Source organism: Pseudomonas nitroreducens NBRC 12694 (assembly GCF_002091755.1).
GTDB classification, from domain to species: Bacteria; Pseudomonadota; Gammaproteobacteria; order Pseudomonadales; family Pseudomonadaceae; genus Pseudomonas; species Pseudomonas nitroreducens.
This window is the reverse complement of sequence record NZ_BDAI01000014.1, coordinates 38,754-51,738: the sequence shown is the minus strand read 5'-3', so window position 1 is coordinate 51,738 and position 12,985 is coordinate 38,754. Positions and strand designations below refer to the sequence as shown.

Here is a 12,985-nt window from a genome sequence, read left to right as displayed (position 1 = left end):
AGGGCTCCTACAGGATCAAAGGCCCCCTCACCCTAACCCTCTCCCGCAAGCGGGAGAGGGGACCGTTCGGTGGAGGATGAAGCCTTGGCGTCAGCCGGTACGGACGGCTCCCTCTCCTTGGGGAGAGGGCTGGAGCGAGGGGATGCGCTGGCACCGCGTGGCCGACAGAAGACCGTTACTCTTGCATACATCGGACGTACCGAATTCTGGCGCGATCCGTTGACCTCGCTCAGCACGCGCAGCCCGCGGACTTTCTAGAGTGGCAGCCTTTTTCCCACTACCCGCTGCATTGCCATGTCCCGCACTCCGTTTGCCCCCGAACTGCTCTGCCCCGCCGGCTCGCTGAAAAGCCTGCGCCACGCCTTCGCTTACGGCGCCGACGCCGTCTACGCCGGCCAACCGCGCTACAGCCTGCGGGTGCGCAACAACGAGTTCGACCACGCCAATCTCGCCACCGGCATCAACGAAGCCCATGCCCTGGGCAAGCGTTTGTACGTGGTGGTCAACATTGCCCCCCACAACGCCAAGCTGAAAACCTTCCTGCAGGACGTCGAGTCGGTGATCGCCCTGGGGCCGGATGCGCTGATCATGTCCGATCCCGGCCTGATCATGCTGGTTCGCCAGCATTTCCCCGAGGTTGATATACATCTCTCAGTGCAGGCCAACGCGGTGAACTGGGCCAGCGTGGAGTTCTGGCGCCAGCAGGGGCTCAAGCGGGTGATCCTCTCCCGCGAGCTGTCGCTCGAAGAGATCGGCGAGATTCGTGAGCGCGTGCCGGGCATGGAGCTGGAAGTCTTCGTCCATGGCGCGCTGTGCATGGCCTACTCCGGGCGCTGCCTGCTGTCGGGCTACATCAACCGCCGCGACCCCAACCAGGGCACCTGCACCAACGCCTGCCGCTGGGAATACCAGACCCACGCCGCCCACGAAGACGAACTGGGCCACGCCGTGCGCAACGTCGAACCGACCCTGGGCATCGGCGCACCGACCAAGGAGATCGTCCTGCTCGAAGAGGCCAACCGCCCCGGCGAGCTGATGGAAGCCTTTGAGGACGAGCACGGCACCTACATCATGAACTCCAAGGACCTGCGCGCCATCCAGCATGTGCAACGTTTGACGCAGATGGGCGTGCATTCGCTGAAAATCGAGGGCCGCACCAAGTCCCACTACTACGTCTCGCGCACGGCCCAGGCCTACCGCAAGGCCATCGACGACGCCGTCGCCGGGCGCGCCTTCGACCTCGGCCTGATGGACACCCTCGAATCCCTGGCCCATCGCGGCTATACCGAGGGCTTCCTGCGCCGCCACGTGCATGACGAGTACCAGAACTACCAGTACGGCCACTCCCTGTCCGAGCGCCAGCAGTTCGTCGGCGAGTTCACCGGCGAGCGCCGTCACGGGCTGGCCGAGGTGCGGGTGAAGAACCGCTTCGAAGTCGGCGACAGCGTCGAGCTGATGACCCCGGCCGGCAACCGCACCTTCCGCCTGAATGCCATGGAGAACGCCCGTGGCGAGTCAATCGGCGTCGCGCCGGGTGATGGCCATCTGGTGCATATCCCGGTGCCCGGGGAACTGGACCTGCAGTACGCCTTGCTGATGCGTAACCTGAATGGCGGAACCACACGGGATGCTCGCGAAGCGACGGCCGACGGATGCGCGAACGAGTGCGGCAAGTGTGGGTGTGGTGGCGGTTGATTTAGCTGCAGGAACCGCGAGCTTGGTTAGTCACCTGCACCACTCTCACGGGTTCTGCAGGAACACCACATACCCCCTGAACCACCGGCTCTGCGCCAGGTAATCCGGCGCCTGCCATTCCCCGTACTGCGCCAGCCCGATGCGGAAGGGCAGTTGCAGGCGCGCCACGCGCGGCAGGTAGGCCTGGTAGTTGGGAATGGTCGTGCGTCCCTGGTAGGTCTGCACCACCACCTCGTCCACTACGCCGGCCAGGCGATTGATGGTCTCCGGTGCGCCATTGCTGCCCCAGTCCATCAGCCCGGTGATGCTCAGCTTGCAGTCTTCCGGCAGACGTTTGCGCAGGTCCTGGAGGAAGTCGACGTACTCGTCCAGGTGACGCGTGCGGGCATCGAAATCGATCTGCACGCCCACCACCGGGTTGCCCGCCGCGCGCCAGCGGCGCAGCTGGGACAGCAGGGTGCGGTAGATGTCCTCGCTCCAGCGCAGGGTGTGGGCGCGGTAGACCACCCAGACCTCGCCCTGCTTCAGGCGCGGAATGGCGATGCCCTGGGCGATCAGGCGGGCCTGGCCTTCGCGCTGGCGCGGCGCGCTGACCTGCCCCTGCAGGACGTAGAGCGTGCGAGCCTGGGCCAGCACTGGCTGGGGCGCGACGCCGCTCCAGAGCCAGAAGGCATCGTGGTCCGCGGCGTCCACGCCGGCCGCCGAGGCGTTGCCAACGAGCAGCGCCAGCGCCAGCACCACGGCCCGGCGCACCAGGATTACCAGTAGTACTTCAGAGACTTCGCCCAGGGCGTGGCGGAGTACTGGCCCTTGAGCGTGCGGAACCACTGCTTGCGCTGCACCGGGGCAATGTCCTGGCTGCCGCAGCCATTGAAGCCGCTGGGCGCGAAGCAGTTGATGGCGCGGAACAGCGCGTACGCGCGGTCCTCTTCCACCGCCTGCTTGTCGGCGATGACCTTGAGGTAGCCGTCCATGCGCGAGTAGGGCGTGCCGGGGAACAGCGACTCGCCCCCGCCCAGTTCGCGCTCGCTGGGCTGGGTGTCGAGGGGGAAGCCGTCCAGGCCGTTGCGCAGGATGAATTCGCCCAGGCAGTTCAGCGCCTTGGGCGGCTGCGGAGATTGCAGCAGGTCGCGGGCGACGTCGACGATCGCCGGGCACTCGTAGCCGCTGTCGTTCTTGCCGCCGGGCCACTGGAACAGCGACAGCGGCATGCTGCCGTAGAGGTAGCCGATGCTGGCGCCCAGGGGCTTGCCACTGCCATCGGTGGGCAGCAGGGAGAGGTCGTCGATGTAGGCCTGGTACTGGCCATGCAGCAGGTCCTTGTAGAGCAGAGCGAACAGCGCGGTATCGCGCTCTTCCACGGAGACGCTGGTGGATTTCGCCTGCTGGCGCAGCAGTTCGGGCCCCGCGATGTGGCGCAGGAGGATTTCGCGGATGATCGGCGTGTGCACCGGCGAGCCTTCGGCGAACACCTTCACCAGGCGGTCGCTGCGCTCATAGTTGAAGGCCAGGGCCAGCTCCAGCTGGTCGCGCTGCAGCGGCTGTACCGCCAGCGGCAACAGGCGCAGCCAGAGTTTCTCGGCGGCGATCCAGTCGTTGCCGGCCTCGAGGGCGAAACCGCGCAGGACCTGCTGGCTGAAGGCAAGGTAGTCGAGCTTGGCGGGCGGATCTTCGGGCAGCGACTTCAGCGCCTCGACGGGCTTTTCCTCGACATAGAGCTGGTAGGCCGCCATCAAATAGTCATGCAGGCCGGGGGTCTTCGCGAAAAGGTCCTTCTGCGCGGCCAGTCCCGCAGCGTCCAGGGCGCGGGGCTCGCTGGGCTCGTGGTGGCGCATCTGCATCAGATCGAGCACCGCCAGCAGACGCGCATCGCGCACATCGGCCGGGTGCGCGGTGACCAGCAGCTTGTTGTCGACTTCCTGCACCAGTTGGGCGAGATCGTCGGCATCCTGGCGGGCGAACAGCTCGGCGTACTCGCCGGCCAGCCGGCCTTCATCGCTCATCAGCCAGTAGACACGCCGCGTCAGGCCCTTGGCCGAGGCGCCGTAGCGGCCTTGTGGATAAGCCTTGAGGTAGTCGCCCAGCGCGGATTCGGCCTGGACGAGGATCTTCTTGTCGACCTTGCGCAGATCCGGGTAGCCCATCTCGTCGAAGGCGTTCTGCTGCGCCTGGTTGAGCAGCGCACGGGCGACCATGTAGCGCGAGGTTTCCTTCAGCCAGGCCTGGTCGCTGTCCTGCAGGCTACGGAAGGATTTAAGCGCGTCAGCGAAGCGCCCGCTGTAGAAGTCCGCCGCACCCTTGAGGTAAGTACGGTAGGCCTTGGCCGGGGCGCTCTGCAGGTCGCCCGGCAGCAGCACGCTGAGCTGGGTTTCGTCCCACTGGCAGGCACCCAGCAGGGTCAGACGCGCCCGGGCCAGGCCCTGGCGCTCGCCAGCGGTGAGGCTGTCGGCCAGCAGCAGCTGGCTGAGGAAGTCCTGGGCGGTGAGCGGATTGTTGCTGCGGCAGCGGCTGCCTTCGCCGCTGGCGAAGCTGTCGGCGGAGGACTGCACGGTATCCGCCGGCAGGCCGATGCGCGCGGCAAGATCGGCCAGGGACGCGGTGCTGGTGCTGTCGGGCGCGTCTTCCGGGGCCGCGCCGTCGAGCCAGCGGGCCAGCGGGAAAGGCACCTGGCCGTAACCCAGCTGCTGCTCGTCGTCGGTCAGCGCGCGGTTGGGGATGCTGGCCTGGCCGGCATCGGCCAGCAGCAGTTGCAGATTGACCCGGCTGTCGTTGCCCGGACTCAGGAAAGGCAGGCTGTTGCACACGTCCAGCGTGTCGCGCTTGAGGTTCCAGCTCGGATAACAGGAGTCGTCGCTGCTCGCGCGCGCCTCCTGCACGCCGAGGCAGCCGGTGATCAGGGCCAGCAGGGTCAGTCCGTACAGACGCATGAATGATCCTTGTCCGTTGGAGCCCGCACGCCGGGCCGGAATTCAGAGCAGGAAGAATCTTACCTCGCCGCGCCTGGTCTTGCCCGCCTGCATGGGGGCAAGACTGTAAAAGCGATCTACCGCACAGCAGGGCCTGCGACACGTTGTCCAGCTGATTCCTTCTTTGTTCCGGCTCAAAGAAGGAATTTGCCGACCGGGTATTTCTTCTCCCAACGACAGATCGTCGAATACGGAGAGTTACCCATGCTTGATCAGGAAGAGATTTCGCTTTCCCGCCGCACGCTGCTGGCCGGCGCCGTGGTTCTGGGCGTCACCGGCAGCATGCTTGGCAGCGGCACGGCAATGGCCGACGGGGAGGCAGCGCCGAAGAACATGGGGCCGGCCGTGGACCTCTCGAAGCTGGAGCACGTCCAGGTCGAGCTGGTTGCGCCACCCTTCGTCCATGCCCACGAGCAGCGCGCCAAGGGCAAGCCCAAGGTCGTGCAGTTCCGCATGGTGATCGAGGAGAAGAAGCAGGTCATCGACGACGACGGCACCGAGATCCACGCCATGACCTTCAATGGCTCGGTGCCCGGGCCGATGATGGTGGTGCACCAGGACGACTACCTGGAACTCACCCTGGTCAACCCGGCGAGCAACACCCTGACCCACAACATCGACTTCCATGCCTCCACCGGCGCCCTGGGCGGCGGCGCGCTGACCATCATCCAGCCCGGCGAGGAAGTGAAACTGCGCTTTCGCGCCACCCGCCCCGGCGTGTTCGTCTACCACTGCGCACCGGGCGGCGCGATGATCCCCTGGCACGTGGTCTCGGGCATGAACGGGGCGATCATGGTGCTACCGCGCGACGGCCTGAAAGACCGCGACGGCAAGGCGCTGAAGTACGACAAGGTGGTCTATATCGGCGAGCAGGACTTCTACGTCCCGCGCGACAAGGACGGCAACTTCAAGCGCTATGGCACGCCCATGGAAAGCTACAACGATATGCAGCAGGTCATGAAGGGGCTGATTCCCAGCCACGTCGTGTTCAACGGCAAGGTCGGCGCCCTGACCGGCAAGAATGCGCTCAAGGCCAATGTCGGCGAGACCCTGCTGATCGTCCACTCCCAGGCCAACCGCGATACCCGCCCGCACCTGATCGGCGGCCATGGCGATCACGTCTGGGCCACCGGCAAGTTCAACAATCCGCCGGAAGAGGACCTGGAAACCTGGTTCATCCCCGGCGGTGCGGCCGGCGCGGCGCTGTACACCTTCCTCCAGCCGGGCCTGTACACCTACCTCAACCACAACCTCATCGAAGCGGTGCTGCTGGGCGCCGCAGCGCATATCCAGGTCGAAGGCCAATGGAACAACGACCTGATGAGCCAGATCCAGCCGCCCACTGCGATCAAGTAGGCCCCGAGGCCGGCCCATCCGGGCCGGCCCCTTCCCAGCAAACGATAACGACGACCGGGCAGACCATGCGCAAGACCATCCTGATCGGCGTACCCGTCGCGCTGCTGCTGGGCGGGGCTTTCCTCCTGCTGCGGCCACAGCACGCAGCGGAACTCGCACCGCAAACCGTGAGACTCGAACCCCGCGACTTCGACTTCCGTCCGGCGGGCGACTACTGGCTGGAGAAACAGGCAGTGGACGCGCCTTCGCGGCGAGAACACCTCGCCCCGCGCTTCGAAGTCATGAAATTCCAGGTCAGCCAGGGCGAATACGCCCGCTGCGTGGCCGAAGGCGATTGCCTGCCGCTGGGCAACAGCGCCCCCCGCGACGACCTGCCGTTGACCGGCGCCAGCCTGCTGGATGCGCAGTTCTACGCCGACTGGCTGTCCAAGCGCACCGGCCAGCAGTGGCGGCTGCCGACCGATCGCGAGTGGGCCTTCTTCGCCGGCTCGCGCTGGGCCGACGATGCCCTGCGCATCGACGACGACGATGGCAGCAACCCGGCCCGGCGCTGGCTGGCGCGCTACCGCCTGGAAGCACAGACCCGCACGAGTGCCTCGGCGCTGCCCCAGGTGCGCGGCAATCACGGGCTCAATGAATACGGCGTGGCCGACCTGGGCGGCAATGTCTGGGAATGGACCCAGAGCTGCCATCAGCGGGTCAACCTCGACGCCCGCGGCGCACAGACCGAACGCGCCGAATACTGCTCGATCCGCATCGCCGAAGGTCGCCACCGGGCGGCGATCAACGATTTCGTCCGCGATGCCCGCGGTGGCGGCTGCAGCGCCGGGCAACCACCGGACAACCTCGGCTTCCGCCTGGTCAGGGACATCCCTTGATTCCCCTCAAGTTCCGCCACGGCCCTTAGCCGGTATGCTGCGGCGAACTGACGGGAATCATCGCCGTGACCGCCAATCTCTCGCTCCACCGCGCCTGGCTGGGCAGTTTGCCGCCCTTCGCCAACAGCAGCCGCGAGGAACAGGACGACATCCTCCGCCAGGCCAGCATCCTGCGCCTGGTCAGCGGCGCGGCCGTGTTCGAGCAGGGCGCGCCGGCGAGCAACTTCTACCTGCTGGTGCACGGCCGCCTGAAGGCCACCCAGCTCACCGGCGATGGCCAGCGGGTGCTGGTGCGGGTGGTCAATCCGGGCGACCTGTTCGGCTTCGTGCGCGCCCTGGGCCTTAGCAGTTACCCCGCGACCGCCACCGCCAACCGGGACAGCCTCGTGCTGGCCTGGCCCACCAGCCAGTGGGAACCGCTGCTGGCCCGCCACCCCGGTTTCGCCCTGAACACCGTCCAGGCCATCGGCGAGCGCCTGCAGGAAGCCCACGTACGTTTCTGCGAGCTGGCCACCGAAGAGGTCGAACGGCGCGTCGCGCATACCGTGCTGCGCCTGGTGCAGCAGTCCGGCCGAGCGGAAGCCGACGGTATCCGCATCGATTTCCCGGTGACCCGCCAGGACATCGCCGAAATGACCGGCACCACCCTGCACACCGTCTCGCGCATTCTCAGCGCCTGGGAAGAGCGTGGTCTGGTGCGCGGTGGCCGGCAGAAGCTGCTGGTGTGCAACCCGCAGCAGCTGATGCGAGTGGCCGGTGGCGACGAGCGGGAAGTGCTGGTCGAGGACGCTTGACTGCAATCAAGGAGCGTGGTGCGCGCCCTTCCCTAGACTGACCGCCTCCCTGCCAAGATTGACGGCCACCACGACTGCGGCCGCCGTACCCCACTCCGCCCGAGGCCAGCCATGACCGATACCCTCATCGAACGCACCCTGAGCGACCTGGCCTTCAGCCTGCCGGGCAGCTGTGCGCTGTTCCACGACTACAAGCTCGACTTCTGCTGTGCCGGCCAACGCAGCCTGGGCGAGGCCGCCAGCGAGCAGGGCCTGGACGCCCGGCGCATCGCCGAAGAACTGCAGGCGCTGCCACCGGCCAATGAGCAGACCGACTGGCGTCTGACCAGCAACGACCAGCTCATCGACCACATCCTCGAGCGTTACCACAAGGTCCACCGCGAGCAATTGCCGGCGCTGATCCCGCTGGCCGAACGGGTGGAGAAGACCCACGCCGCGCACCCGCAGTGCCCCGCCGGCCTGACGGCGCACCTGAAGACCATTCAGGAAGAGCTGGAATGGCACATGTGCAAGGAGGAGAGCGTGCTCTTCCCCTGGCTGCGCCAGGGCATCCCGCTGTCCCACGTGCAGGGCCCGATCGGCGTGATGCGCCATGAGCACGACGAGCACTCGCAATCCCTCGCCGTGCTGGCCGACCTGACCGACGACCTTACCGTGCCAGCGGACGGCTGCAACAGCTGGCGGCGACTCTACAGCGGCCTGGAAGAACTGCGTCGCGACCTGATGCAGCACATCCACCTGGAGAACAACCTGCTGTTCCTCGGCGCCAACCACCCGGCCTGAGCGCCGGACCGGGAGCCAGGAGGGCGACCAGTGACAGCTTGCCTCACCACACTGTCCGGCGGCATCGCACATACTGGCGGGATTGTCCCCGCCCAGGAGCGCCCCGCCATGCAAGCGCATCGCGTCCACCACCAGATTCTGTGCGGCCACCACCTGTTCAACGTGCTCAACGAGGAACAGCTGGAGCAGTTGCTCGCCACCAGCACGCTGCTCAACCTGGAGAAGGGCGACAAGCTGTTCCTCCAGGGCGAGCCGGCCCATGCCTTCTACTTCGTTATTTCCGGGGCGGTAAAAATCTACCGCCTGACGCCGGAGGGACAGGAGAAGGTGCTGGAGGTGGTCGGCAGCCGGCAGACCTTCGCCGAAGCCATGATGCTGATGGACACCCCCGACTACGTGGCCTCGGCCCAGGCGCTGGAGCCCACGCAGGTCTACCGCTTCGCCAACCGCACCTACATGGAGCTGCTGCACAGCAACCCGCAACTGCCCTTCTCCCTGCTCGCCACCCTCTGCGTACGCCTGCACCGGCGGATCAACGAGATCGAAACGCTGTCGCTGAAGAACTCCACCCACCGCGTGGTGCGCTACCTGATCACCCAGCTCAATCGCCAGGGCAGCGAAATCAACCGCTTCGAGTTGCCGATGGCCAAGCAACTGGTGGCCGGGCACCTGTCGATCCAGCCGGAGACCTTTTCCCGCGTGCTACGGCGGCTGATCGACGAAAAGATCATCGACCTCGACGGACGCAACGTGCAGGTACTCGACGTCGCGCGGCTGGAACAGTTCGAGTAGGTCCATGCGCCAGTGCCTGTATTGCCAGCACGAGAGCCCCGAGGACGCTGCCGATTGCCCGCAGTGCGGGATGCATCTGCCGCTTGATCAGGAACTGGCAAAGCAGCGCCGGCTGAAGCGCTTCGCCTGGTACTGCGCGATGCTCGCGGTGTTCTGCGCGGCGATGATGGTCTGGCTGCCGCGCTGAGGCCCGCTCGCCTTTGCTTTTCGTAGGACCGAGGGGGCGCCTAGCCCTTGCTCCTTCAGGAATGCGTCGTCCGCCGTCAGCCTTGGCGACGGGTGAGCTGCCGATACAGCTGCGGCAGTTGCACCGGCAGCTGCGCCGGGTCGTTGAGCAGCAGGTAGCCCTGGCTGCCGAACAGGTGCGGCAGGTAGTCCGCGGCCTCGCGGTCGATGGTGATGCAGAACGGCACCAGCCCGGCGCGACGGGCTTCCAGCACCGCCTGGCGGGTGTCCTCGACGCCATAGCGTCCCTCATACAAATCCAGGTCGTTGGGTTTGCCATCGGTGAGGATCAGCAGCACGCGCTGGCGTTCCTTGCGCTCCAGCAATAACTGCGTGGCCCGGCGGATCGCCGCGCCCATGCGTGTGTAATAGCCAGGACGCAGCGCGCGGATGCGCCCGCGCACGGTGTCGTTGTGGCGCTCGTCGAAGGTCTTCAGCTGGGTCAGGCGCACCTGCTGCCGGCGCAGTGAGGAGAACCCGTACAGGGCGAAACGATCGCCAACTGCCTGCAGCGCCTCGCCGAAGAGCAACAGGCTGTCGCTGATCAGGTCGATGACGCGGTGGTCGTTGTCGATATGCGCGTCGGTGGACATCGACAGGTCCGCCAGCAGCAGGCACGCCAGGTCGCGGCGGGTTTGCCGTCGCTCAAGAAACAACCCCGGCTCGCTGCAGGCGCCCAGGCGTCGTTCGACGCTGAAATCCAGCCAGGCCTCAAGGTCCAGTTCGGCGCCCTGGGGTTGCCGGCGCAGCCACTGCGGCTGCTGGCGCAGGCTTTCAAACTGCCGGCGCAGCCGCCGCGCGATGGGCGCCAGAGCGTCCGGCAGCGGCGCCGGCACGGCATCGCGAGGCAGCATCGGCTGCAGGCAGACGTGGTCTTCGATCAGTTGCTGGCGGCGGTAATCCCATTCCGGCAGGCGGATACCCTCGCCCAGCGGCACGTCGTCGAAGTCGGCGGCGGGCAAATCGAGATCGAGCTTCAACCCGCCGCCCTTCTTCTGCCGTTGCCGGGACAGGCTCAGGTGATCGAGGTCGTCGGCAACCTTCGCTGCATCGAGGTCTTCGCTGTCATCGCCGGCGCGATCCAGTTCGATGTGCTCGGACCAGCTGAACAGATTCTCCAGACGGAACAGCAGCAGCCCGCCACGGCCGGGGTCCTGTTCGACACGCTCGGCACGCTTGCGCGCCAGGCCCTTGGCTTCGCTGTGGGCGGAGCGGCCTTGCTCGGCGCCATCGATCAGGTCGGTGTGCTGCGGCGCGGCCAGGCGCTGCGGCGGGTAGAGCCACAGCGGCACCGGCCAGGGCGCCTTTTCACTTCGGGGCAGACGTTCGATGCTGCCCGGATCGCGCAGCGCCTGTTGCAGCGCCAGCTCCAGCTCGGCTTCGGCAGGCGGCAGCGTGCCCGGGTCAGGCCTCAGGCTGAGCAGGGCGTTCACCATTCGGTGATAGCGCGGGCGCAGCAGTGGGTAACGCTCCAGCACCGTTCGCGTCCAGGCCTGGTTATCACGGGCCCAGTGGCGCAGCGGCTGGCTGTGGGCGGCGAGCAGCGCCAGCCAGCGGTAGAGCTCGCGGTTCAGCTCGGCGTCGGGGAATACCGCCAGCTGTGCCGGCAGGCGCAGGGAGTCGGCATCGAACCAGGCTACCGGCAGTTGCTGGCAGGTACCGGCAACCTGTTGCAGCAGGCTGCGGCGTACCAGCAGCTCACGGGCACTGGCCGCCTCCACGCCGACCCCGGCTTCGCCGCCGGTGCCACGGAACAGCAGCAGCAGGCTGCGCCGCACCTCCTCCAGGGCCACTGCCGCCTCTTCGAACTCCGGGCTGGCGCGGCGGGTGATGAAACGGTGCCAGGCACGGCCGAAGCCTTCTTCGATTTCGAGGTGGATGGTCATGGCGACTCCGGGAGAAAGAAGGCACAGGGAGGCGCGGCACCGGATGCCGCGCCGAACCAGTCCCCTCTCCCCTCAGGGAGGGGGCGCTAGAAGCGCTGACGGTCATCTCGCAGTCATCCGACAGGCGCTGTAAACGTCGAAAGGCCCGCCGCAAAGCGGACGGGCCCGGGTTGACGAGATCGATCAGCCCACCTGTGCCACGCCGGAAGCGACAGCCATACGACCGCGCTGACGGAAGCTCAGCAGGTAGCAGATCAGCCCGATGAAGAAGCCCACACCGGAGTACAGGCGCAGCCAGAAGAAGATCTTCAGTTGCTCGACCGTGGCCATGAATGGCATGGCAGCGCCATCGGCCGGCATGCGCTGCAGCCAGACCTGGACGATGCCGGCGGCGGTGAGCATCAGGGTGATCAGCAGCATGGCGATGGTCATCAGCCAGAAGCCCCAGATCTCCAGGCTCTGCGCACGGGCGTCAGGCGCTTCGCCGATGCCCCGCAGGCGCGGCATGGCGTAGCTGATCATCGTCATCACGATCATCGCGTAGGCGCCGTAGAAGGCCAGGTGCCCGTGGGCGGCGGTGAGCTGCGAGCCGTGGGTGTAGAAGTTCACCGGGGCCAGGGTGTGCAGGAAGCCCCACACGCCGGCGCCGAGGAAGGCGGTCACGGTGGTGCCCAGCGCCCACAGTGCGGCGGCCTTGTTCGGGTGCTCGCGGCGGCGGCGGTTCACCATGTTGAAGGCGAACAGCACCATGGCGAAGAACGGCAGCGGCTCCAGCGCCGAGAAGATCGAGCCCAGCCACAGCCAGACCTGCGGCGCGCCGATCCAGAAGAAGTGGTGGCCGGTGCCGATGATGCCGGTGATCAAGGCCATGGCGATGATCACGTAGAGCCATTTCTCCACGACTTCGCGGTCGACGCCGGTGATCTTGATCAGCACGAAGGCCAGCATCGCGCCCATGATCAGTTCCCACACGCCTTCCACCCACAGGTGCACGACCCACCACCAGTAGTACTTGTCGCGCGACAGGTTCTCCGGGTTGTAGAAGGAGAACAGGAAGAACACCGCCAGGCCCACCAGGCCGGTCATCATCACCACGCTGACGGCGGTCTTGCGGCCTTTGAGCATGGTCATGCCGATGTTGAAGAGGAAGCCCAGCGCCACGACCACGATGCCCATCTTGGTGATGGTCGGCTGTTCGAGGAACTCCCGGCCCATGGTCGGCAGCAACTCGTTGTGGGTCAGCCTGGCGAGACCCGCGTACGGCACGAACAGATAGCCGAGGACGGTCAGCACCCCGGCGATGGCGAAGACCCAGAACAGCACGATGGCCAGTTTCGGGCTGTACAGCTCGCGGTCGGCCTCTTCGGGGATCAGGTAGTAGGCCGCACCCATGAAGGCGAACAGCAGCCAGACGATCAGCAGGTTGGTGTGCACCATCCGTGCGACGTTGAACGGGATGGCGGGGAACAGGAAGTCGCCGACCACGTACTGCATGCCCATGATCAGGCCGAAGACGATCTGCCCGACAAAGAGCATCAGGGCGAACACGAAGTACGGCTTGGCCACCGACTGCGAGGCGAATTTCAGATAGGGATTGCCCGGGGTCATGC

At 66.5% G+C, this 12,985-nt stretch carries 11 protein-coding genes; 7 read left to right on the top strand and 4 right to left on the bottom strand.

All coding sequences use genetic code 11. The features are described 5' to 3' along the window. Positions 1-294: 294 nt before the first annotated feature. Positions 295-1,695 carry a prephenate-dependent tRNA uridine(34) hydroxylase TrhP gene (gene trhP / locus PNI01S_RS24650; protein ID WP_084359572.1) on the top strand — a complete coding sequence of 467 codons (1,401 nt, stop codon included), beginning with the start codon at positions 295-297 and terminating at the stop codon, positions 1,693-1,695. Positions 1,696-1,740: 45 nt separating this feature from the next. Here trhP and PNI01S_RS24645 read toward each other — a convergent pair whose 3' ends face one another. Then, positions 1,741-2,448: a DUF3142 domain-containing protein gene (locus PNI01S_RS24645; protein ID WP_084359570.1), complete on the bottom strand. Its 708-nt coding sequence runs from the start codon at positions 2,446-2,448 to the stop codon at positions 1,741-1,743. A gap of 5 nt (positions 2,449-2,453) precedes the next feature. Next, positions 2,454-4,622 (bottom strand): PA5441 family protein, encoded by a 2,169-nt coding sequence (locus PNI01S_RS24640; RefSeq protein ID WP_084359568.1) that lies wholly within the window; start codon positions 4,620-4,622, stop codon positions 2,454-2,456. A gap of 243 nt (positions 4,623-4,865) precedes the next feature. Between PNI01S_RS24640 and nirK the strand changes: the two genes are divergently transcribed. From nirK to PNI01S_RS24610, 6 genes are all read left to right on the top strand, one after another. Next, positions 4,866-6,017 carry a copper-containing nitrite reductase gene (nirK, locus tag PNI01S_RS24635; RefSeq protein ID WP_084359566.1) on the top strand — a complete coding sequence of 384 codons (1,152 nt, stop codon included), beginning with the start codon at positions 4,866-4,868 and terminating at the stop codon, positions 6,015-6,017. Positions 6,018-6,082: 65 nt separating this feature from the next. Then, positions 6,083-6,895, top strand: coding sequence for an SUMF1/EgtB/PvdO family nonheme iron enzyme (locus tag PNI01S_RS24630; RefSeq protein WP_084359564.1), 813 nt, complete (start codon positions 6,083-6,085; stop codon positions 6,893-6,895). Between the two features lie 65 nt (positions 6,896-6,960). Further along, positions 6,961-7,689, top strand: coding sequence for a Crp/Fnr family transcriptional regulator (locus PNI01S_RS24625; RefSeq protein ID WP_024766110.1), 729 nt, complete (start codon positions 6,961-6,963; stop codon positions 7,687-7,689). A 111-nt stretch (positions 7,690-7,800) separates the two neighbouring features. Further along, a complete protein-coding gene (ytfE, locus tag PNI01S_RS24620; RefSeq protein WP_084359562.1) occupies positions 7,801-8,472 on the top strand; it encodes an iron-sulfur cluster repair protein YtfE in 672 nt (223 codons plus the stop codon). Between the two features lie 108 nt (positions 8,473-8,580). Then, complete coding sequence (locus tag PNI01S_RS24615; protein ID WP_024766109.1) at positions 8,581-9,264, top strand: Crp/Fnr family transcriptional regulator; 684 nt, start codon at positions 8,581-8,583, stop codon at positions 9,262-9,264. Positions 9,265-9,268: 4 nt separating this feature from the next. Beyond that, a complete protein-coding gene (locus tag PNI01S_RS24610) occupies positions 9,269-9,451 on the top strand; it encodes a protein DnrP (RefSeq protein ID WP_084359560.1) in 183 nt (60 codons plus the stop codon). Positions 9,452-9,527: 76 nt separating this feature from the next. Here PNI01S_RS24610 and PNI01S_RS24605 read toward each other — a convergent pair whose 3' ends face one another. Continuing rightward, positions 9,528-11,375, bottom strand: coding sequence for a nitric oxide reductase activation protein NorD (locus tag PNI01S_RS24605; RefSeq protein WP_084359558.1), 1,848 nt, complete (start codon positions 11,373-11,375; stop codon positions 9,528-9,530). Between the two features lie 183 nt (positions 11,376-11,558). Beyond that, positions 11,559-12,983, bottom strand: a complete 1,425-nt coding sequence (locus PNI01S_RS24600) for a cbb3-type cytochrome c oxidase subunit I (protein ID WP_084359556.1) — start codon at positions 12,981-12,983, stop codon at positions 11,559-11,561. Positions 12,984-12,985: the final 2 nt, after the last annotated feature.

What these genes read in the sequence shown, in the direction of transcription:
- trhP (WP_084359572.1), top strand. Translation starts at nt 295, where the DNA reads ATGTCCCGCACTCCGTTTGCCCCCGAACTGCTCTGCCCCGCCGGCTCG.
- PNI01S_RS24640 (WP_084359568.1), bottom strand. Translation starts at nt 4,622, where the DNA reads ATGCGTCTGTACGGACTGACCCTGCTGGCCCTGATCACCGGCTGCCTC.
- nirK (WP_084359566.1), top strand. Translation starts at nt 4,866, where the DNA reads ATGCTTGATCAGGAAGAGATTTCGCTTTCCCGCCGCACGCTGCTGGCC.
- PNI01S_RS24630 (WP_084359564.1), top strand. Translation starts at nt 6,083, where the DNA reads ATGCGCAAGACCATCCTGATCGGCGTACCCGTCGCGCTGCTGCTGGGC.
- ytfE (WP_084359562.1), top strand. Translation starts at nt 7,801, where the DNA reads ATGACCGATACCCTCATCGAACGCACCCTGAGCGACCTGGCCTTCAGC.
- PNI01S_RS24615 (WP_024766109.1), top strand. Translation starts at nt 8,581, where the DNA reads ATGCAAGCGCATCGCGTCCACCACCAGATTCTGTGCGGCCACCACCTG.
- PNI01S_RS24610 (WP_084359560.1), top strand. Translation starts at nt 9,269, where the DNA reads ATGCGCCAGTGCCTGTATTGCCAGCACGAGAGCCCCGAGGACGCTGCC.
- PNI01S_RS24605 (WP_084359558.1), bottom strand. Translation starts at nt 11,375, where the DNA reads ATGACCATCCACCTCGAAATCGAAGAAGGCTTCGGCCGTGCCTGGCAC.
- PNI01S_RS24600 (WP_084359556.1), bottom strand. Translation starts at nt 12,983, where the DNA reads ATGACCCCGGGCAATCCCTATCTGAAATTCGCCTCGCAGTCGGTGGCC.